This window comes from Roseobacter sp. HKCCA2468 (assembly GCF_037805105.1).
Taxonomy (GTDB): Bacteria; Pseudomonadota; Alphaproteobacteria; order Rhodobacterales; family Rhodobacteraceae; genus M30B80.
Genome location: NZ_JBBLYN010000003.1, coordinates 1 through 21151 on the forward strand (window position 1 = coordinate 1; position 21151 = coordinate 21151).

Annotated in this window: 21 protein-coding genes; 10 read left to right on the top strand and 11 right to left on the bottom strand. The window is 56.6% G+C overall.

The features are described from left to right. Window positions 1-178: 178 nt before the first annotated feature. The 9 genes from AAC620_RS08590 to AAC620_RS08630 form a co-directional block, all read right to left on the bottom strand. The gene (locus AAC620_RS08590; protein WP_340244297.1) at window positions 179-496 is read right to left on the bottom strand and encodes an H-NS histone family protein; all 318 of its coding nucleotides are present in this window, start codon (window positions 494-496) and stop codon (window positions 179-181) included. 696 nt (window positions 497-1192) lie between these two features. Further along, window positions 1193-1624, bottom strand: a complete 432-nt coding sequence (locus tag AAC620_RS08595) for a hypothetical protein (protein ID WP_340244298.1) — start codon at window positions 1622-1624, stop codon at window positions 1193-1195. Window positions 1625-1897: 273 nt separating this feature from the next. Further along, window positions 1898-3400 carry a Do family serine endopeptidase gene (locus AAC620_RS08600; RefSeq protein ID WP_340244646.1) on the bottom strand — a complete coding sequence of 501 codons (1503 nt, stop codon included), beginning with the start codon at window positions 3398-3400 and terminating at the stop codon, window positions 1898-1900. A 193-nt stretch (window positions 3401-3593) separates the two neighbouring features. Further along, complete coding sequence (locus AAC620_RS08605; RefSeq protein WP_317655503.1) at window positions 3594-3797, bottom strand: DUF2065 domain-containing protein; 204 nt, start codon at window positions 3795-3797, stop codon at window positions 3594-3596. Next, window positions 3797-4675: a protease modulator HflC gene (gene hflC / locus AAC620_RS08610; RefSeq protein WP_317655504.1), complete on the bottom strand. Its 879-nt coding sequence runs from the start codon at window positions 4673-4675 to the stop codon at window positions 3797-3799. The genes AAC620_RS08605 and hflC overlap by 1 nt, the downstream gene beginning before the upstream one ends. Further along, window positions 4675-5811 carry an FtsH protease activity modulator HflK gene (gene hflK / locus AAC620_RS08615; RefSeq protein WP_317655505.1) on the bottom strand — a complete coding sequence of 379 codons (1137 nt, stop codon included), beginning with the start codon at window positions 5809-5811 and terminating at the stop codon, window positions 4675-4677. The genes hflC and hflK overlap by 1 nt, the downstream gene beginning before the upstream one ends. A 124-nt stretch (window positions 5812-5935) precedes the next feature. Continuing rightward, complete coding sequence (gorA, locus tag AAC620_RS08620) at window positions 5936-7291, bottom strand: glutathione-disulfide reductase (RefSeq protein ID WP_340244303.1); 1356 nt, start codon at window positions 7289-7291, stop codon at window positions 5936-5938. A gap of 21 nt (window positions 7292-7312) precedes the next feature. Beyond that, window positions 7313-8095 carry a ribose-5-phosphate isomerase RpiA gene (gene rpiA / locus AAC620_RS08625; RefSeq protein WP_340244305.1) on the bottom strand — a complete coding sequence of 261 codons (783 nt, stop codon included), beginning with the start codon at window positions 8093-8095 and terminating at the stop codon, window positions 7313-7315. Between the two features lie 104 nt (window positions 8096-8199). After that, entirely contained in the window at window positions 8200-8904 is a 705-nt protein-coding gene (locus AAC620_RS08630; protein WP_340244307.1) for a thiamine diphosphokinase, read from the bottom strand. Window positions 8905-9013: 109 nt separating this feature from the next. On the opposite strand from AAC620_RS08630, the gene AAC620_RS08635 reads away from it, so the two are divergent. After that, window positions 9014-9457, top strand: a complete 444-nt coding sequence (locus AAC620_RS08635) for a hypothetical protein (RefSeq protein WP_340244308.1) — start codon at window positions 9014-9016, stop codon at window positions 9455-9457. A gap of 14 nt (window positions 9458-9471) precedes the next feature. Next, on the top strand, window positions 9472-10929 hold the full coding sequence (locus tag AAC620_RS08640; RefSeq protein ID WP_340244310.1) for a hypothetical protein: 1458 nt from the start codon (window positions 9472-9474) through the stop codon (window positions 10927-10929). A 3-nt stretch (window positions 10930-10932) separates the two neighbouring features. On the opposite strand, the gene AAC620_RS08645 is transcribed toward AAC620_RS08640, so the two are convergent. Next, window positions 10933-11166 carry a DUF2842 domain-containing protein gene (locus AAC620_RS08645; RefSeq protein WP_317655511.1) on the bottom strand — a complete coding sequence of 78 codons (234 nt, stop codon included), beginning with the start codon at window positions 11164-11166 and terminating at the stop codon, window positions 10933-10935. Window positions 11167-11199: 33 nt separating this feature from the next. Continuing rightward, window positions 11200-12495 carry an adenylosuccinate synthase gene (locus AAC620_RS08650; protein WP_340244312.1) on the bottom strand — a complete coding sequence of 432 codons (1296 nt, stop codon included), beginning with the start codon at window positions 12493-12495 and terminating at the stop codon, window positions 11200-11202. 283 nt (window positions 12496-12778) lie between these two features. On the opposite strand from AAC620_RS08650, the gene secG reads away from it, so the two are divergent. From secG to AAC620_RS08690, 8 genes are all read left to right on the top strand, one after another. Further along, window positions 12779-13162 carry a preprotein translocase subunit SecG gene (gene secG, locus AAC620_RS08655; RefSeq protein WP_340244313.1) on the top strand — a complete coding sequence of 128 codons (384 nt, stop codon included), beginning with the start codon at window positions 12779-12781 and terminating at the stop codon, window positions 13160-13162. Between the two features lie 192 nt (window positions 13163-13354). Then, window positions 13355-14998, top strand: a complete 1644-nt coding sequence (locus tag AAC620_RS08660; protein WP_317655514.1) for a CTP synthase — start codon at window positions 13355-13357, stop codon at window positions 14996-14998. Window positions 14999-15018: 20 nt separating this feature from the next. Further along, window positions 15019-15807, top strand: a complete 789-nt coding sequence (rlmJ, locus tag AAC620_RS08665) for a 23S rRNA (adenine(2030)-N(6))-methyltransferase RlmJ (protein ID WP_340244316.1) — start codon at window positions 15019-15021, stop codon at window positions 15805-15807. Window positions 15808-15847: 40 nt separating this feature from the next. Then, window positions 15848-16285: a tellurite resistance TerB family protein gene (locus tag AAC620_RS08670; RefSeq protein WP_340244317.1), complete on the top strand. Its 438-nt coding sequence runs from the start codon at window positions 15848-15850 to the stop codon at window positions 16283-16285. 74 nt (window positions 16286-16359) lie between these two features. Continuing rightward, window positions 16360-17694, top strand: a complete 1335-nt coding sequence (locus AAC620_RS08675) for a glutamine synthetase family protein (RefSeq protein WP_340244318.1) — start codon at window positions 16360-16362, stop codon at window positions 17692-17694. A 66-nt stretch (window positions 17695-17760) separates the two neighbouring features. Then, window positions 17761-18450, top strand: a complete 690-nt coding sequence (locus tag AAC620_RS08680; RefSeq protein WP_340244320.1) for a type 1 glutamine amidotransferase — start codon at window positions 17761-17763, stop codon at window positions 18448-18450. Beyond that, on the top strand, window positions 18447-19814 hold the full coding sequence (locus AAC620_RS08685) for a glutamine synthetase family protein (RefSeq protein WP_340244322.1): 1368 nt from the start codon (window positions 18447-18449) through the stop codon (window positions 19812-19814). The genes AAC620_RS08680 and AAC620_RS08685 overlap by 4 nt, the downstream gene beginning before the upstream one ends. Continuing rightward, on the top strand, window positions 19811-21112 hold the full coding sequence (locus AAC620_RS08690) for an NAD(P)/FAD-dependent oxidoreductase (RefSeq protein ID WP_340244324.1): 1302 nt from the start codon (window positions 19811-19813) through the stop codon (window positions 21110-21112). Before AAC620_RS08685 ends, AAC620_RS08690 begins: the two co-directional genes overlap by 4 nt. The last annotated feature ends 39 nt before the right edge of the window (window positions 21113-21151 follow it).

The window sequence follows — 21151 nt, forward strand, 5'->3', positions numbered from 1 at the left end:
CCTCCATTTTTTCCAACGTATAGCGCAACCGCGCGACATTGGTGAGGATGTCAAAATTTAAAGCCAATTGCCTCCACCTCGCAAAAGTTTGCCTCACTGGTTTGAATTATAACCCGCAAAACACTTGCTGCATAGCCGCTCATGTGGCCAAGCACGGCCTGGCCACACAACGCTTCAGTTACTTTATGAGCAAACCGTCAAGTGACTTGCCGGAGGCAAGGTGTGCCTCGACCCACTTTGGCTGGCGCCCACGCCCAGTCCAAGTCTGCTCTGAATTGTCCGGGTTCACGTATTTTGGCGCCACCTTGGATACCGACTTCCTTGGTTGCCCGCCCAATAAGTCCGAAAGCGAAAAGCCCATCTCAGCAGCCTGCTTCTCAAGTTTGGCTAGCGCCTCCTTCTTCATTCGGTCTTCGTAGCCATCGATAGCCTTACTGACGCGCTTATTCAAATCACGGAGTTCAGCTAAGGAAAGGTTATCAAGATCTATATTCATTTTGATACTCCAAATAAACTACTTGAAACCAATTCAGTAAATGGAAGAAAAATTCAAGATTTTTTTTAATGGGAGCGCAAAAAAATTTTTTAAATTTCTCATCAATAATTAATCAATGAAGCAAAAATAATTAAGTGACAAAAGAACTTCAGAATGAAACAGAAGATTTAATACCAAAAATGTAATAATATCAATCTGGCAACGAAATTGCGTACCCAGCTCTCTTGTCCGTTCCGAGCCTAGTTACGTAGCCACCCGCACACAAAGCTTTGAGTGAACGAAAAAAAGAACTCCGAGACACACCGTCCTCTCCCCTCAACATTTCCAGAACCTCAACCGGAGAAAATATATTTTCCGAATTGGATGCCGCAAAGGCTGCCCTCAACACCCTCCTCTCAAGATGAGACAGGCTGCCTATCCCAGCAGCCTGCTCCATACGCTCCAGACGCGATGCCAGTACACAGATACGAGCTAAACTTGCATGCCGCCCCATTGGAAGCCAATCCAAATAATTTAATCCACGCGGACAATATATCTCAGCAGGTAAAATCAATCAATTGCGCCAGCAATCGAGGGTAATATTATTCATACAACGGCGACCATTTTATCAAGCTACCATTACATTAGAAATCGCCAGAAATGATAAAATTCATCGCGAGACGAGCGGCCCAAAGATATCGATAACCATATAGGCCCTCAGCTCGCTGGCGGCGCCTCTTGAGTTGACGCGTCTGCTTCAGCTTCAGACTGGGCAGCCGCACGCTCGAGTGCAGCCGCCTCCCGGGCTATAAAATCACAGTGAGCACCCAATTGAGCCGACAGTAATTTACCGTCATGCGAAAGGTCAGCAATTTTCCAACGAACCCCGTCGCGCAATAACGTCACATCCACGCGCTGCGAGCCCGGATTGCGACCAGTCAATACGGATACCTGTGCTGCTTGCAAGGTCTCTATCTGGCTCTCATAGACCAAGGTTTCAGGGAGTTCCGTGAGGACTGGCAAGACGTCGCCCATCTCTAGTGCCCTCCCATAAGCTTCCTGATGGCACGCAGCGGCACGGGCCGAGGCCTGCACCAAATCATCGGTGAGATATTGCGGCTGCATTTCGGGATCTGTGAAAGCGGCCATAACCACCCCACCACGCGGAGGGATCACCTGCGCCAAAGCCTGTTGGGGGGGGCTCAACTCCTCCACAGGGGGCATGCTCATCGGTTGACACCCTGCAAGGAAGGTGGCGGTCAAGATCAAAGCAACGGGCAAGTGGCGCATGGGTTTGGCCCTCCTTGGGGCAGTCGAAATTCTGGTCACGCCTCCCCTAGCAAACCCTTGCGCTTGGGGCAAAGAAATAGCGCGGGCCGAAGATAAATTCAGCCCGCGCCTGTGTCTGCTAAGTGGGGTGCCTTAATCCGTCAGGGTTAAAGCAACAAAGCGTGGATCCCCCGCGCGGCGGATCAGCAAGAGAATAGATTTTTGCCCTGCATCACGCGCCTCTCCAACAATTTGGTCAAATTCCTGTGGGGTGGAAATCGGCATTTGCGCAACTTCGGTCACGATATCGCCCGCCTGCAGGCCCTTTGCCGCCGCGTCCGAGCTTGGATCGACCGCCTCAATCACCACACCGCTCAGGCCCCGTGCCGCGAGATCTGCGCGATCCTCTTCGGTGATAGGGCCAAGACGCAGGCCAAGCACATCCACGGATGCGGGTTTAATCGGTTCGGGCTGCCCCGCGCCGCCTGCATCCGCGGTCTCGCGGCGCCCCAAGGTGACAGAGAGGGTTTCAACGGCACCATTGCGCAGAACGTCCATATCCACTGTTTCCCCAACAGGGGCCGCGGCCACAACACGCACCAATTCGCGGGTATCCTGAATATCCTGCCCATCAAAGCTGAGGATCACATCGCCCACCTCGACACCCGCATCACGGGCGGGGCCTTCTGGCACATCTGTGACCAATGCACCGCGCGCCTCCTCCAAGGACAGGCCATCGGCGATATCTTGGGTCACGTCCTGAATGCGCACGCCCAACCATCCGCGGCGGGTTTCGCCGAATTGCTGCAATTGATCAACCACATCGCTGACCACGGCAGAGGCCATAGAAAACCCGATACCAATCGAGCCACCGTTGGGTGACAGGATCGCAGTGTTGACGCCGATGACATCGCCCTCGAGGTTGAACAATGGCCCGCCCGAGTTACCGCGATTGATTGCAGCGTCTGTCTGGATGAAATCATCATAGGCCCCCGACAATTCCCGCCCGCGTGCCGATACGACACCGACCGAGACAGAGAACCCCTGCCCTAGCGGGTTGCCCATGGCCATAACCCAGTCGCCCACGCGCAGCGCGTCACTATCCCCAAAGGAGACAGAGGTGAGCGGGCTTTCAGGGTCTACCTTCAAAAGCGCAATATCTGTGTTGGGGTCTGTGCCAATCAATTCAGCCTGCAACACCTCGCCCGTGCGGAATTCAATCGAAATCTCATCGGCCCCTTCGATCACGTGATTATTGGTGACGATGAACCCATCTTCAGAGATCACAAACCCCGATCCAAGCGCCTGCGAGCGGCGGGGGGCTTGGCCCCCTTGGCCGTTGCGGTTCATGAAATCGTTAAAGAAATCCTCAAATGGCGATCCAGGTGGCAGCATGGGTTGGATGCCCTGCGGCCCTTGTTGGCGGGCGGCAACGATTGAGGTTGTGGTGATATTCACCACCGCATCGCCCACTTGATCCACCAAATCTGCAAATGTGTCAGGCCGCGCCGATTGCGCTTGCGCGGGGCTTTGCAGGGTGATCAGCCCCAGCGCCACAAGTGCGGCAGCCAGTAATAGCGCCGTTTGGCGCAGACGCGAGACCTGCGGTGGCGCGATGGCAATTGCATTCGCCCGCGCAGCACCTCTTGGCCGCATCCATTCCGTGGTTTGATAATCGCGTCTCACCTGCACACTCCTTTTTCATCTCCCAAACCACGCCCAGACGAGCTGCGGTTAGGTTCCGTCATAACCAATAGGGTCAGATGAATATTTGGCCGCCCACAAGGCTATTCAAGAACCATCCCTATCACCCTATCTCACACCCCCGTCACAAGGCCGTGAAAGTAAATTACAAACTTCCCGCAAAGGCCAGAATGATAACCCCGAAACACACCGCGCCAAAGCCAATGAGGCGGCGTGTTTCCACGGGGATCGCCGCGAGAAAAGCAATCAGATTTTCCAAACGCGAAGGGGCCAGCACAAAGACCAGCCCCTCGATCAGCAGGGCCATACCAAGCCCTGCAATTATAATGTCCCACGACAATCCCAGCATCAGCGCGGGCTCTGCGAAGACCCCAAATAATCAAAGAATTCGCTATCAGGGGCCAACAGGAAGGTGGAATTCCCCGTGCGCAGGGCTTGGCTATAGGCATTCATCGAACGATAAAATTCAAAGAATTCCGTATCCTGCGAGAAGGCCTCGGCAAAGATGCGGTTCCGTTCCCCATCTGCTTCACCGCGGATGATTTCGGCTTCGCGGGTCGCCTCTGACACGATCTCAACCACGGTGCGGTCGGCTTGGGCGCGGACACGCTGTGCAGCCTCGGCACCACGGGCGCGTTCATCGGTGGCTTCGCGCTGCCGTTCGGCCTCCATACGGGCGAAGGTGGCTTCAAGGTTTTGCTGTGGCAATTCCGTGCGCTTGAGGCGCACATCCAGAACCTCAAGACCCAACCGCTCGGCCAAGACACGCGCTTGCGCCGTGATCCGCGCCATAAGTTCTGCGCGCTCGCTCGACAAAATCGTGTTTGATGTCACACCATCAGCACCCAAAACAGCACGGATCTGTGGGTTGAGAATATCTTGCAACTGCGCCTCAGCCGCACGTAGACCGCCCGCGCCAATCGCCTGACGGAAGGCAACCACATCTGAAATCCGATAGCGCGCAAAGGCATCAACCACCAAGCGGCGATCATCAGACGGGGTCACCTCAATCGGTTGGGTGTCAAGCGACAGGATCCGGTCGTCATAATACACCACCTCTTGGATGAACGGCACTTTGACATTCAACCCTGGCTCTTCGATGACCTGACGAATTTGACCAAATTGCAGAACAAGCGCCTTTTGACGCTCATCCACGATGAACAGTGAGCTGAACGCCACGGCAACGGCGAGAACGCCAACGGGGATTAGGAAAGCGATACGAGACATTAGTTATTCCCCCCTGCTGCGGGCTCAGTTCTGCGCAATTCATTGAGCGGCAAATACGGCACAACACCATTCCCCCCACCATTCTCATCCATGACGATCAGGTTCACATCACCCAGAACCTGCTCCATGGTTTCAAGATAGATACGGCGGCGTGTTACTTCGGGCGCCCCGCGATATTCTTGAAGAACCGCCAAGAAACGGCTTGCTTGACCTTCGGCCTCATTGACCACTTGGGCGCGATACCCTTCGGCCTCTTCTAGCAGCTGCGCAGCTTCACCGCGCGCGCCTGCGAGGGCTTGGTTGGCATAGGCATCCGCCTGACGCTCTAGTCGGTCGCGTTCCTGTTCTGCGGCTTGCACATCACGGAAGGCGTCAATCACCTCGGCGGGTGGGTCAGCGCGGTCAAGGTTGAGACGCACGATATTGATGCCTGAATCATATCCATCCATCGTGGTTTGGATCAAATCCCGCACCTGATCTGCGATCACGCCGCGATCACGGTTTAGAATTGGCGAAAGTTCGGATTGCGCGATAACTTCGCGCATGGCGGCCTCGGACACCGAGCGCACAGTGACCTCTGGATCTCGAAGGTTAAAGAGGAACTCTGCGGGGTCTTTGATGTTCCAAACAACTTGGAAATCAATATCAACGATGTTTTCATCCGTGGTCAGCATCAGGCCCTCGCCCGCACGGGAAGACCCAATCGCCTCGGTGCGCTGCGTGGTGACTTCGATCACTTGTGCACGCACAAAAGGCCAAGGCGCCAAATGCGGGCCATCGCCCGTGGTGCGATAGAAACTGCCAAAGAATGTCTCAACGCCCTGCTGAGACGGCTGAACCGTGTAAAAGGACGCCAAGAACCAAGCAACGATGCCTGCGCCCGCGCCAAGCAGGAACATGCTGCGTGTCGGTTTAAACCCACCGCCACCTGCGCCGCCGCCAAAGCCGCCGTTGCCGCCACCGCGCCCCCCCATCAAAACGCGGAGTTGCTCTTGGCCCTTGCGAACCAAATCATCCAATTCGGGGATCTGTTGCCCACCGCCCTGTTCAGGGCGGCGCGGGCCGCCATTGCGACCATCATCATCGCCACCGCGATTTCCGCCAGAGCCCCAAGGGCCGCCGTTATTTCCAGCCATGCTGCGCTATATCCTCTTGTGATCTCTCGTCTTACATATTCAGTCAAATCTGTGCCCTGCCGCGCCACGCTGCACCACATGGGCCATCACCGTCTTGTCACAGATGTGCCTTTGCGCCTGATTTTCAAGCCACGCGGGCGGGTGTTTTCAGTGTAACCAATTCCTCCGACATGGTGGGATGCACGGCGCAGACGCGGTCAAAATCTTCCTTTGTTGAGCCCATTTTCACAGCAATACCCGCCAATTGGATCATCTCACCCGCCTGTGGGGCGACAATGTGACAGCCCAAAACGCGGCGCGTTTCAGCGCAAACCACCAATTTCATCATCACCCGATCAGACCGCCCCGCAAAACTGGATTGCATCGGTTTGAAAGAGGTCGCGTAGACCTCAATTGGGCCTGCTGCTCGGGCCTCTTCCTCAGACAGGCCCACAGTGCCAAATTCGGGCTGTGTGAACACCGCCGAGGGGATTAAGTCATGATCCACGGGCGTCTTCTTGCCTTCAAAGACTGTCGCCACAAAGGCCATCGCTTCGCGAATGGCAACGGGGGTCAGGTTCACACGATTGGTCACATCCCCGATCGCATAAATCGAAGGCACGGCGGTTTGGCTGAAGTGATCCACCACAATCTCACCACCACGGCCCAATTCTACACCGAGGGCGTCTAAACCCAACCCATCAGTGTTGGGACGGCGGCCTGTGGCAAAAAACACCTGATCGAAACTTTGCGTCTCGCCATTTGTCGCCTCAACACGCAAGCCCGTGTCTGTTTTCTCAATCCCGATCACATCGGTGCCCATATGGATAGAAATCCCATTGGCCCGCATCTGGTCGCAAATCAGCCCACGCGCCTCATCATCAAAGCCACGCAGAATTTGTGCGCCGCGATAATATTGCGTGACCTCAACCCCAAGGCCGTTGAGAATACAGGCAAACTCGCACGCGATATAGCCACCACCCACAATCAATATTGATTTCGGCAGTTGCGGCAGGTTGAAAATATCATCCGATACAATGCCATATTCCGCGCCTTTTACATCGGGGCGGACGGGCCGACCGCCCGTAGCGATCAAGATATGTTTCGCGGATTTGATTGTGCCATCGGCAAGGCGCACGGAATGCGGATCCGACAGGGTGGCGCGCTGCGCAAAAACAGTGACGCCTGATTTGTCCAACAGGCCGTTATAAACCCCTTCCAAGCGATCTAACTCGGCGGATAATTTGCGCTGGAAATTCGGCCAATGAAATGCCCCCAGTGAAATATCCCACCCATAGGCCGCTGCATCTTCTGCCATCGGCGCATATTCCGAGGCAAAGACCATCAGTTTTTTGGGCACGCATCCGCGGATCACACAGGTGCCCCCCATGCGGCTATCCTCAGCCAAGGCCACCTTGGCCCCCAAACCTGCTGCAACGCGGGCGGCGCGCACCCCGCCAGAGCCGCCACCAATTACGAAAAGATCATAGTCGAATGTCATCAATCAGCCTGAGTTGAGGGATTAGGAGAGGTTAAAGAGGTTATCACCCTCAAGAATTTCGATCTTTTCCCGCTCGACCGTGCCATCGTTGATATTGCGCACCTCAACGGTGCCATCGCCATTGCCGATCACGATAATGTCGCAAATATCTAAGAACAGACCATTCTCTACCACGCCAGGGATCTGGTTCAGAACAAGCGAGGCTTGTTGCGGGTTGGCAATGCGCTTGAGATGCAAGTCGATGATGAAATTCCCTTCATCTGTGCGATAGGGCTCTTCCCCCGAAAGGCGCAAAGATGTGCTGCGACCCAGAACATCGAGATTGACCAAAACTTCCTCAATCAGGGCTTTGGTGGTTTGCCATCCAAACGGAATAACCTCAACGGGCAAGGGGAAGGCCCCAAGACCCGTTACCTCTTTTGCAGGTTCGGCAATCACGATCATCTGATCTGAAGCTGTTGCTACGATTTTTTCTTGCAACAACGCACCACCGCCACCTTTGATGAGGTTCAAGTTTGGGTCAAACTCATCCGCGCCATCAATCGTGAGATCCAGCCATTTCACCTCGTCCAAGGTTTTGACTGTGATGCCAACTTCACGGGCAAGCTCTGCTGTGCGGGTTGATGTGGCGACACCTGTCACCTGCAATCCGTCTTCGCGCACCATCTCGCCCAGACAGCGCACCATCCATGCTGCTGTTGATCCCGTCCCAAGCCCAAGGCGCATCCCATCTTCAACAAAATCAACAGCGCGCTTTGCCGCCACATATTTTGCTTTATCAATTGGGTTCAGGTCAGCCGCCATTCGCGCGTCTCCATATTGTCATGCCAAAGGGTCAGCCGCGCTGCGCCAGTGGCGTTTGTCGATCTCGCATCATGTTTAGCGAAACTTGTTCAGGGATGCGAGGGTCAAAGAGACAAACCGAAACTCTGCAAAACCTGATCACGGTGGCGCGCAGGCAAAATGGCAAGCAGCCCTGCCCCCTTGGCCATCAGACGCAGCGCCCCACCCGTGGCCTTGTTGGATGTGCCAATCTGCCCCATCGGGTCGAAGGTCAAACCATCGAGGGGCCAACGCAGCCCCTCAGCGGCACAGGCCACAGAGGCAAAAGGGAACAAAGAGACCCGCGTATCTCGCGGCAATTCAAAAGCCATTTCACGATGCGCAGGTAGGTGGAAAACCACATCCTGCGCGCTTTGCAAAATGACAGGCGCGCCTTGATGCCGTGCCAAGGCCTGCATTGCGGCCAATCCATGATCGGCGCGCGGCCCTAGAAACCCAAAACCTATGATCCCCGCAACATCCAAAACCAGCAAAGATTTCTCAAAATCGGTGCTGTCTTGCTCGGGAATGTGATGCAGAACATCCCCAAATTGGTCGCGCGTCTCAGGGCTGATGGAATCCATATCCCCAATCACGGCAACAGGTTGCAGACCGAGTGCGCGGGCATGATCCGCCCCTCCATCTGCCGCCACAAGAATCGCCCCGCGCGCGACCAAATCCTGCACGGCCTCAAAATCGACCGCCCCGCCACCAATCAGGCAGATCAATCCCGCTTCGGAAACGATCCGCGGCTCTCTCGCCGCATTGTGGCGAATTTCGCAAGAATTCATCACTGAATAGCCCCAATCCTGTCGTCTTTATGATTAATAGTTTTTTTACCGTAAATGAATAAATGATAAATGAAATCTATGCGCCCCAAAGCGCAAGCGAGTGGTTCAGATGGGTGAAACGCAAAAAATTCTAACGGTGTCCTATGGCACATTTTCCTGCACGTTGGAGGGGTTTGATGATCCGTTCAGCGCCATGAAAGGTGTCGCAGAATATTTCCGTGACCTCGCCGCAGAGGATCGTTTTTTTGGCGCAGAACCCCCGCAGCCCGATGCAGAGATGCTGCGCCAATTCGCTGAAACCGCGGCACGAGGAAAAATTCGCGCCGAGATGATTGAAAACGGCATGATCCTGCGCCCCGAGCTTGCTCAGGATGCACCTGCCCCAGACACGGCGACCGCTGTCGCGCAGCCCACAGCACCGCAGGCCCAAAACCCTGATGCGGGCGCAGCACCTATGCCTGACCCAAAGCCCGCCGATGCACCGAAGGGCGATGCAGCCGTTTCTGCACCGCCCCCCCAAATGCTGTGGAGGGGCCCAGGCGTCCCAGATTAGCGGCATTAAGCAGCGTGATCTCGCGTGCGCCGCAAGACGAGTTTACCGAAGATCAACACGCTGACGCCGATTTCATGGCACCCCCCGCGAAACCTGAGCCCGCGGTTGAGATTTCAGCGGATCCCGTAGCATCGGAGCGTGACCCACAAATCGAGGCCTTAACCCGCAATCGAGAGGCAGAAGCCTCTGATATGACCGCGCCTGTCGCCTTGCGCAAAACGCCCGAAGCTGCGTCAACCATCGCGGCGGAACCTACGCCTGAAATATCGCCTGAGCCGATTGCGCAGGCGGCAGCCCCGCAACGGACAGCCGAAACCGAAAAGGCAACCACGGTTGGCGAAACTTTTGCGGAGGCAACAGATAATCCCGATTTGGCCGCTGCAGCAGAAGCTGCCCTTGCCGATATTCTGAACGAGGCGCGCATCCGCCGCACAGCGCCCAAACCAGAAACACCAGATCACCTGCCCGTATCCCCGGCACCAGACAGCCCTGTCGAGGCTGAGGCCACCCCCGCCACTGCAAGCGAAGCTGCGCCTTCAGACATCCCACCGCTTGATATCGTCACCGAGATGACCGAGCGGATCGATGATTTGGCCAAACGCGACACGCGTGACGCGGAGGCACCCCCGCCTGCACCTGCAATGACTACCCTCGACACTGTGGCCGATGACGAGTTGATGGCACAGCTCAACGCCATTGCGCAGGAAGAAGGGAAAAGCCCAACCGCCAAGCCAGAGATGGCAGCGCCCGCCGACAATCCTGACGCGGTGGCGGCCCGTCTCTTCGCCTCAAGCGAAGCCTATATGGGTGATGAGGGACACGCACGCCGTCAAAACACTTTGCGCCACCTCAAGGCGGCGATGGCTGCAACAAGTGCTGAGGCACAAGTCGCGCAAGCAACCGAGAGGGCGCGCCGCGTGAGCGTAGATGTAAAGCGTGGCAGTTTGGACAACGGGCCAGAGGCATCTGAGGTGGCAACCCGACCTGCCCCCTTGGTGCTGGTGTCCGAACAACGCATTGACCTCACTGCACCCGCACTTGGCGACGTTGAGGAAGCTTTGCCCCCACGCCGCGCCGTGGCGGGTGGCGGGGGCTATGCCAATGGCGCGCCCGTGCCACGCATGCCAACCCGCAAGTTCACGGCAACTTTGGCGATGTTGGCAGAACGCACCGCCAGTCTTGGGGGCGGTGCAGAAACCCTGCCGAAATTGCGCCCAGACCTTCGTGGAAATTTTGCGGCGGCGTTTCTAGACGCGGCCCCTAAAACGGCGGAGGACGCAATTCTTTTGGCGGCGCGCCATATCATCGACTATTCCGACAGCCCAAAGTTTCAGCGCCCACAAATCCTTGAGCTGCTTGAGGTCGATGCAGGGGCAGGTTTCGAACGCGAGACGCTGTTGCAAGGGTTTGCAGCCTTGTTGCAGTCAGATCGCATCAGCCGCGATGAGAATGGGGCCTTTTCTCTCGCTTAATGGCTAGCGCTGATCGTCATGAGCTGCGTCTGGGTCCGCCTGTCCAACGCCCTTGAAAACGGCTTTGAACGGCAGGGCCCACAAAATACCAAGCCCCACATATATGGCAAACTCCACCCAGATGGACGGGCGCTCAAACAAGCTCATCAGCCACCACGCAGCCGCTATATAAGCAGGCAGCCCGAAGATCAGGATAAGCAGGGACAAACGCTTGCGGGTTTTATAGCCAAGGGCCATGACAGGCAGCTCTCCCTTTGGTCGGTGATCAGATCAATCCGCGAACGGGTCAGTCACAAGAATTGTGTCTTCACGCTCGGGTGAGGTGGAAAGTAGCGCCACGGGGCAGTCAATCAACTCCTCCACACGGCGCACATATTTGATCGCGTTGGCAGGCAAATCCGCCCAAGAGCGCGCGCCTTCGGTCGTCTCATGCCACCCTTCCATCTCTTCATAGATTGGCGTGCAGCGTTTTTGCGCCTCAGACGCGGTTGGAAGGTAATCAATCCGCGTGCCGTCCAATTCATAGCCCACGCAGATTTTGAGCGTGTCAAACCCGTCAAGAACATCCAGCTTCGTCAGCGCAATGCCATTCACACCAGAGGTCGCGCAGGTCTGGCGCACAAGGGCGGCGTCAAACCACCCGCAGCGCCGCTTGCGCCCTGTGACCGTGCCAAATTCATGGCCACGCGTCCCCAGACGGGTGCCATCGTCATCGTCCAATTCCGTTGGAAACGGCCCCTCGCCCACGCGAGTTGTGTAGGCCTTTACGATGCCCAGCACATAATCAACCGCACCTGGCCCAAGGCCGACACCTGTCGCAGCCTGCCCTGCAATGACGTTGGAGGAGGTCACAAAGGGATAAGTGCCAAAATCAATGTCCAGCAGCGCGCCTTGTGCGCCCTCGAACAAAATACGCTTACCCGCGCGGCGCTGTTCGTTCAGAACCTTCCAAACGGGTGCGGCATAGGGCAAAATCTCAGGCGCAATGGCCTTGAGCTTTTCGATCAGCGCATCGCGATCGACAGGCGCGATGCCAAGGCCACGGCGCAGCGGGTCGTGATGCTGCAGCGCGCGATCAACACGGGCGATCAAGGTGGCCTCATCCGCCAAATCCGCTACCCGCACTGAACGGCGACCAACCTTATCTTCATAGGCAGGGCCGATCCCGCGGCCTGTGGTGCCGATTTTGGTGCCGGCGCTGGCCGCATCCTCGCGGGCACGATCCAACTCACCATGGATTGGCAGGATCAGCGGGGTATTCTCCGCAATCATCAGTGTTTCAGGACTGATGGTCACACCATCTTGGCGGATTTTTGCGATCTCTTCGATGAGATGCCAAGGATCGAGAACAACGCCATTTCCAATAACGCTCAGCTTGCCGCCGCGCACCACACCCGAAGGCAGCGCGTTGAGCTTGTAGACCTTGCCGTCAATCACCAATGTATGGCCTGCGTTATGCCCGCCTTGAAAGCGGCAAATCACATCTGCGCGCTCGCTGAGCCAGTCGACAAGCTTGCCCTTGCCTTCATCCCCCCATTGCGCGCCAACAACCACAACATTCGCCATTTTACGATCCGTCCTTATCCGCAGGCCAGAATGGCCGGCTCTTGCAAACGATGGCGTCTATAACGACACGCAGCCTCGGTGAAAAGCGCGAAACGCATAGCCCGCCTGCGGCAGAACGCGGGACGGGCCCGCATCCTTGGGTCATGGAACTGTCATATGTGTTGCAATATTCAAAGGATTCGCCTTAAAGTTGTGAAACTCTTGGCTTGCGGCGGCGGGTCGCATCCCCTAAGTAAGCCGCGAAAAGTGACGGATTGTTACAGACACGCACCTGAGGCCGCTCATGGAAAATATCGTTCTCGTCATCCATCTTATCCTCGCAATCTGCTTGATTGCCGTGGTGCTTTTGCAGCGCTCCGAAGGGGGCGGCATGGGCCTTGGTGGCGGCGGTGGTGCAGGCGGTGGCCTTATGACAGGCCGCCAAGCGGCAACAGCCCTCAGCAAACTCACATGGGCCTTTGCGACTGCGTTTTTAATTACATCGGTTACATTGACCATTTTGGCGGCGCGAAACTCGGCCACCACATCTGTGCTAGACCGCATCGGCACATCAGCCCCCGTTGACGGGGCCGCAACCGATGGCACAAACGACAGCGCGCCTGCGGCAGATAGCCTTCTGCCCCCAGCACTGGGGGATGCGCCTGCGCTGCCGCCACGGGCGGAATAACGCAGCATCTAAAATTAATTCACCGCAAAGGCCCAATAAATATTGGGTCTTTGTTATTTTTAGCCACATGATATAGCGCTGACCGCTTGCCCTAAGGACACGAATCCTGATACGGTCAAATCCCGTGATACAGGTGGCAAACGCGGTCTGTTTCCAACAGACAAAATAGCCCGCGCGGGAGAATACAGGTATATGGCACGATACATTTTTATCACGGGTGGTGTGGTCTCTTCGCTTGGCAAGGGCCTCGCGTCAGCCGCGCTAGGTGCATTGCTACAGGCACGTGGCTACACCGTGCGTTTGCGCAAGCTTGACCCCTATCTCAACGTTGATCCTGGGACGATGTCGCCCTTTGAACATGGCGAAGTTTTCGTGACCGATGATGGTGCTGAAACCGATCTGGATTTGGGCCATTACGAGCGCTTCACAGGCGTCTCTGCCCGCGCAACGGACAGCGTCTCATCAGGCCGCATTTATTCCAACGTTTTGGAAAAAGAGCGCCGTGGTGATTACCTCGGCAAAACCATCCAAGTGATTCCCCACGTCACCAATGAGATCAAAGATTTCATCGCCATCGGCGAGGATGAAGTGGATTTCATGCTGTGCGAAATCGGCGGCACGGTCGGCGATATCGAGGGCCTGCCGTTTTTTGAGGCGATCCGTCAATTCGGCCAAGAGCGCCCGCGTGGCCAGTGTATCTTTATGCACCTGACCCTGTTGCCCTATATCAAAGCATCGGGTGAGTTGAAAACGAAGCCCACCCAACACAGCGTAAAGGAGCTGCGCTCTATCGGGCTTGCCCCCGATATTTTGGTATGCCGTTCTGAGGGGCCAATCCCGCGCAAAGAGCGCGAGAAGCTTGCGCTATTTTGCAATGTGCGCCCCGATAGCGTGATTGCCGCACAAGACCTTAGCACGATTTATGATGCACCTTTGGCCTATCACCGCGAAGGGTTGGATCAGGCGGTGTTGGATGCTTTCCAAATCGCCCCCGCCCCGAAGCCAGATCTCAGCCGTTGGGAAGATGTATCAGATCGCATTCACAATCCCGAAGGCGAAGTGCGCGTGGCGATTGTTGGCAAATACACGCAGTTGGAAGATGCCTATAAATCTATCGCCGAGGCGCTGACCCATGGCGGCATGGCCAACCGCGTCAAAGTGCGCGCCGAATGGATTGATGCCGAGATTTTCGACCGCGAAGATCCTGCGCCACATCTTGAGGGCTTCCATGCGATCCTTGTCCCTGGTGGGTTTGGCGAGCGCGGAACAGAGGGCAAGATCAAGGCTGCAGAATTCGCCCGAACCCGCAAGATCCCTTATTTGGGCATCTGCTTGGGTATGCAAATGGCGGTGATCGAGGCTGCGCGCAATCTGGCGGGCATGGCCAAAGCAGGATCGGAGGAATTTGATCACGAAGCGGGTCAAAAGCGGTTCGAGCCGATTGTGTATCACCTCAAAGAGTGGGTGCAGGGCAATTATAAAGTCACCCGCAAATCCGATGACGATAAGGGCGGCACGATGCGTTTGGGTGCCTATGATGCGGTTCTCGCAGAAGGCAGCCGCGTAGCCGAGGCCTATGGCACAACCGCCATCGAGGAACGTCATCGCCACCGCTATGAAGTCGATATCAAATATCGTGATAAACTTGAAAAATGCGGTCTGCTTTTCTCGGGCCTTTCGCCCGATGGGAAACTGCCCGAGATTGTCGAGATCAAAGACCACCCGTGGTATATCGGGGTTCAGTTCCATCCAGAATTGAAATCGAAACCCTTCGCACCGCACCCGCTGTTCCGTGACTTTGTGCGGGCAGCCAAGGATGTCAGCAGGCTTGTCTAAGCCTGCCTGACAGGCCCGCGATGCTGTCTTATCAACATATCTATCATGCGGGCAATTTGGCCGATGTGCATAAGCACGCGGCCCTCGCATGGGTCTTGGATTACCTGACGCGCAAAGACAAACCGCTGAGTTATATCGAAACCCATGCGGGGCGGGGGCTTTATGATCTTGCCGCCCCCGAAGCCGTCAAAACGGGCGAAGCAGAGGCAGGCATCGCCCGCTTGCGCGCAGGTTTTGCAGCAGATCATCCTTATGCGACCCTGCAGGAAAAAATTGCCGCAAAATACGGCCCTCAGGCCTATGCGGGTTCTCCCCTCTTGGCGGCGGAATTATTGCGGCCCATGGATAATTTACATCTGGCAGAATTGCATCCTCAGGAACACGCTGCCCTGCAGGCGGCAATGATCCAAGCGGGCGGTGCGCAGCTCTATCGCCAAGACGGGTTCGAGATGGCCCAATCCATCTGCCCACCTGATCCACGGCGTGGCCTCATGTTGATTGATCCCTCCTATGAGGTGAAGACCGACTATGCCCGCATTCCAAAAATCATGGGTCAGTTGGCGCGCAAATGGAATGTTGGAATTATAATCTTGTGGTATCCGATCCTCGCAAACACAGCCCATCAGCCGATGGAAACAGAGTTACGCCAAACCTTTGCTGATGCGATGCTCCACCGCCAAACCTTCCCCCCCGCCCGCGAAGGGCATGGGATGATTGGCTCGGGCCTGTTTATTCTCAACCCGCCTTTCGGCATGGAGGCCGCATTGGCCGAGATTGCAGCGGTGTTTGCAAAAGCCAAGGCGCATTAGGCGGGTTCTCTTATCGCAAAAACGGCTTATATTGGGGCCTATGTTTGCAGATCTCCTTCGCCGCCTTGGCGCGCCCAAACCAGAACCCATCACTGACAGCGATGCGCGGCTGGCGCTTTGCGCCTTACTCGTGCGCCTTGCGCGCAGTGACGGCGATTATGCCCAAGCGGAACGCGCAAAAATCGCGGAAACCTTGGCGGCGCGCTACCGCCTTGACCCGTCAGGCGTTGATGCCCTGATCCATGAGGCCGAGGCGGTTGAAGCAGAAGCGCCAGACACGGTGCGCTTTACACGCGCCATCAAGGAGTCGGTCGCCTATGAAGATCGGATCGTGGTGATTGAGGCCCTTTGGGCGATTGCCTTAGCCGATGGGCAGCGCAGCGCGGATGAGGACGCGCTATTGCGTATGGTGGCGCCCATGTTGGGGATCAACGACCGCGACAGCGCCCTTGCGCGCCAACGTGTGGCCAAACTTTAGGCAGGCGCGTAAATTACGCGCCTGCCTGCGCGAATTTCGCTGCCATTTCAAAAATGCCGCGCTAGACTGGCCGCATGAGCAGCTATCTCAACGATAATCCTGAGATCAAAACGATCCGCGTTGCGGCCTCTGATCTCAATGGTCAGCCGCGCGGAAAACGGATTGCGCGGCGCTATGCGCAAAAAGCATGGGAAGACGGAACACGCTTTCCCTTCTCCGTCATGAACCTTGATATTTGGGGCGAAGATATCGATGACAGCCCGCTTGTCTTTGAAAGCGGTGATCCCGATGGTCTGCTTCTGCCGACCGAGCGGGGCTTTGTGCCAATGCCGTGGCTCAGCAATCCAACCGCGCTGTTGCCGCTTTGGATGTTCCACGAAGATGGCCGCCCCTTTGCGGGTGATCCGCGCCACGCGCTGGCGCGGGTTCTAGATCGGTATAAGGCGCTTGGCCTGACCCCTGTTGTGGCCACTGAGTTGGAATTCTACATCATTGATGATCGCGGCCCCGACTTGCGCGTGCCGCCATCGCCCCGCTCAGGCAAAAGACGCAACCAAGCCGAAATTCTGGCCCTCAGGCAGCTTGATGCCTTCGATCAGTTCTTTACCGAAATTTATGATGCCTGCGAGGCGATGGATATACCCGCCGACACATTGATTTCCGAGGCAGGCCCCGGACAGTTCGAAATCAATATGATGCACCAATCCGATGCTTTGAAGGCGGCGGATGACGCGTGGCTGTTCAAGCTTTTGGTCAAAGGCGTTGCGCGCAAATACGGCTTTGCCGCCTCGTTTATGGCGAAACCCTACGAGGATTACGCGGGCAACGGAATGCATATGCATTTCTCGGTTCTTGATCAGCAGGGGCGCAATATTTTCGACAATGGCAGCGCCGAAGGGTCAGAGGCGCTGCACCATGCCATTGCGGGGTGTTTGAAAGGGATGGCAGGGTCTATGCTGATCTTCGCCCCCCATGCCAGCAGCTATGATCGATTTGTGCCAGGCGCCCATGCCCCGACTGCTTTGGCATGGGGTTATGAAAACCGCACAACCGCGCTGCGGGTTCCCTCTGGCGCGCCTACCGCGCGGCGGATCGAACATCGGGTCGCAGGGGGTGATGTGAACCCCTATCTCTTGGTGGCCAGTATCCTTGGCGCGGCACTCACAGGGATTGAGGGCAAACTCACACCCCCCGCGCCCACCCATGGCAACGCCTATGATGCGGCGAGCCCGCATTTGCCCACCACATGGGGTGAGGCCATCGCGGCCTTTGAAGACTGCCAGATGACCGCGCAAATCTTTCCGCGGGAGTTGGTCGCAAACTACCTCGCCACCAAGCGTCAAGAGATGCATTACATGGCCGAACTTTCACCCGAGGAGCAGATGCAACTCTACCTCGACACTGTCTAAACTGCCCCCTTGCCGAACGATGCGCGGCGGCGTAGCCTTTGGGTATCTTTTTTTTACAGGCCACCCATGATCATTGGCATTTTACAAACAGGCCATATGCCTGATGAATTGAAACCTGATTTCACCGATTACGCGCGGCTTTTTGCCCAGCTTTTGGACGGGCAAGATTTCGAATTCCGCGTCTATAACGTGGTCGATATGGAGTTTCCCACAGGCCTGTTTGATGCCGATGGGTGGCTCATTACGGGCTCACGCCATGGGGTCTATGAGGATCATCCGTTTATCCCGCCGCTCGAGGCATTGATCCGCGACATCCACGCCGCGCGCATTCCGTTGATTGGGGTATGTTTCGGGCACCAAATCATTGCGCAGGCCCTTGGCGGGCGGGTTGAAAAATTTTCAGGCGGCTGGTGTGTCGGACGGCAAGAATACCACCTCAAAGATGGCCGCAAATTGCATTTGAACGCATGGCATCAAGATCAGGTCATTACCCCCTGTGAGGAGGCGGAAACCCTTGCCTCGAATGAATTTTGCGCCCATGCGATGCTGTCTTACGGGGGGCATACCTTCACTGTGCAGGCCCATCCAGAATTCGGGGCTGATGTGATTGCGGGGTTGATTGCGCATCGGGGTCAAGGGATTGTGCCCGCCCCCCTCTTGCAGCGCGCCAAGGCCGAACTTTCAGCCCCCACCGATAACGGGATTTTGGCTGAACAGATGGCCAGCCTATTCAAAAGCGCCAAGGTGCCTGCATGAGCAGCGTTTATGACAGTTTTCTTGACAAGCTTCCTGAGGTTGCGCGCAGTTTTCTAGAAAATCGCCGCTTGGACGAGGTGGAATGTATCGTCTCCGACCTTGCAGGTGTTGCGCGCGGTAAGGCCATGCCCGGCCAGAAATTTGCAGGCCAAACCCAGTTTTACCTGCCCAATTCTATCTTCTTCCAAACGATCACGGGGGATTGGGCGGATGCTTCGCCTGATGGGTTCACTGAACCTGATATGGTTTTGACCCCTGATTGGGATACTGCCCTGCCTGCGCCATGGACAGCCGATTGGACGCTACAGGTGATCCATAACATTCATGACCAACAGGGTCAGATGGTGCCCTTTGCCCCGCGCAATGTGCTACGCCGCGTGGTCGAAATGTATAACGCCAAAGGGCTCGCGCCGATTGTGGCGCCTGAGATGGAATTCTACCTCGTGGCCCCGAACACCGACCCCGCCCGCGAGATCGAGCCACCTATGGGCCGCTCAGGGCGGCGGGCTGCCGCCCGACAGGCCTATTCCATGTCTGCGGTCGATGAATATGGCCCTGTGATTGACGATATCTACGACTTTGCCGAAGCCATGGGCCTTGAGATTGATGGTATCTTGCAAGAGGGCGGCGCAGGCCAAATTGAGTTAAACCTCCGTCATGGCGACCCTGTGCGATTGGCAGATGAGATTTTCTATTTCAAGCGCATGATCCGCGAGGCCGCGTTGCGCCACAACTGCTATGCCACCTTTATGGCGAAACCGATTGAGGGTGAGCCTGGTTCAGCGATGCATATCCATCATTCAGTGGTGGATATGGCCACAGGGCAAAATATCTTCTCGACCCTGTCAGGTGATGAAACGCCCGAATTTCTACATTTCATCGCAGGGCTGCAGAACAACCTGCCTGCTGCGATTGCCCTCCTCGCCCCATATGTAAACAGCTATCGCCGCTATGTCCCTGATTTCGCAGCCCCCATTAACCTTGAATGGGGCCGAGATAATCGCACGACAGGCCTGCGTGTGCCCGTGTCCGACCCTGCAAGCCGCCGTGTTGAAAACCGCCTGCCAGGCATGGATTGCAACCCCTATCTTGGGATTGCCGCCTCTCTGGCCTGCGGTTTGATCGGGCTGCAAGAGGGCAAAATGCCAAGCGCTGAATTCAAGGGCGATGCCTATCAAGGCGATGACAATATTCCCCGCGGCCTTGGCGATGCTTTGGATTTATTCGTGGAAAACGCGGCAATGACCGAAATCCTCGGGCCTGAATTTTGTAGCGTCTACAAGACAGTCAAAGACCTCGAATATAAAGAATTCCTGCAAGTCATCAGCCCTTGGGAACGCGAGCATCTTTTGTTGAACGTATGAACCCGCTCTATCGCAACGACATTTCGGGACATCATGCCCCCTCTTGGTATGCGGCCTCAGTGCCCCCCGCGCCGGATCGGCCCGCATTGGCCGACATGATCCGCGCTGATGTGGCCATCTTGGGCGCAGGGTTCACAGGTCTTTGGGCGGCCCTAACCCTTGCCCGCCGTGGCGTGCGGGTTGTGGTTCTAGACGCGCATCGCGTGGGGTTTGGGGCATCGGGGCGCAATGGCGGGCAGGTGCATTCTGGCTTTAACAAGGGGCAAGATTGGCTTGAGGCGCGACTTGGGGCCGATGCGGCCCGCGCCTTATGGGCCCTGAGCGAAGCGGCAAAGAAAAACCTGCGCGATTTTTGCGAGACCCACGCGCCCGAAGCAGAATATCGCTCAGGGATCGCGCATGGCGCCTATAGCATGGCCGAGCGGGATGAATTGGCCCGCGAGGCTGATTATATGGCCCGCACCTATGACCATGAAATCCATGTGATGGATCGTTCCCAATTTGCGGAATTGGTCAAATCCCCGCTTTATCGCGGTGGCACGCTTGACCCAAGCGGCGGACATCTACACCCCTTGGCCTATGCCCAAGCCCTTGCCCGTGCAGCCGAGGCCGAAGGGGCGGTCATCCACGAATGCAGCGAGGTGACAGAAATTGTCCGCGGGGCAAAGGCAACCCTGAAAACTGCCAAGGGCAGCGTCACAGCAGATCAGGTGATTGTCGCAGGAAATGGGTATCTGCCCAATATTCTGCCGCAGGTGAATGCGGCCGTGATGCCCATTAACAGTTTCATTGCTGCGACCGAACCCCTGCCCCAAAAATGGCAAGAGGTGCTGAGCCAAGATATTGCCGTGGCGGATAGCAAATTCGTTGTGAATTACTATCGCTTCAGCGCAGATCGGCGGTTTTTATTCGGCGGGCGGGAAAGCTATTCGATTGGCTTTCCCGATGATATCTCCACCGCGCTTGTCGCACGGATGCATCGCCTATTCCCTCAGCTTGAGGGGGTGAAGATCGACTATGTTTGGGGTGGCGCGCTTGGCATCACCCCCACCCGTTTGCCGATGGTCAAGCGCATCGCGCCCAATATCATCGCCGCTGGCGGGTTTTCGGGACAAGGCGCTGCGCTGTCAGGCATGGCGGGGCGAATTATGGCCGAGGCTATTTTGGGGGATGGGCGCGGGCTTGAGACATTCGCAACCCTTCCCACGCCCCGCTTTCCAGGTGGCAGCGCATTGCGCGCGCCAATCCTTGCCCTTGCAATGACATGGTTCGCTTTGCGCGACCGATTGGGAATTTAGCGCTGCGGCACTGATGCCACAGACGCATGGCGAATTGCC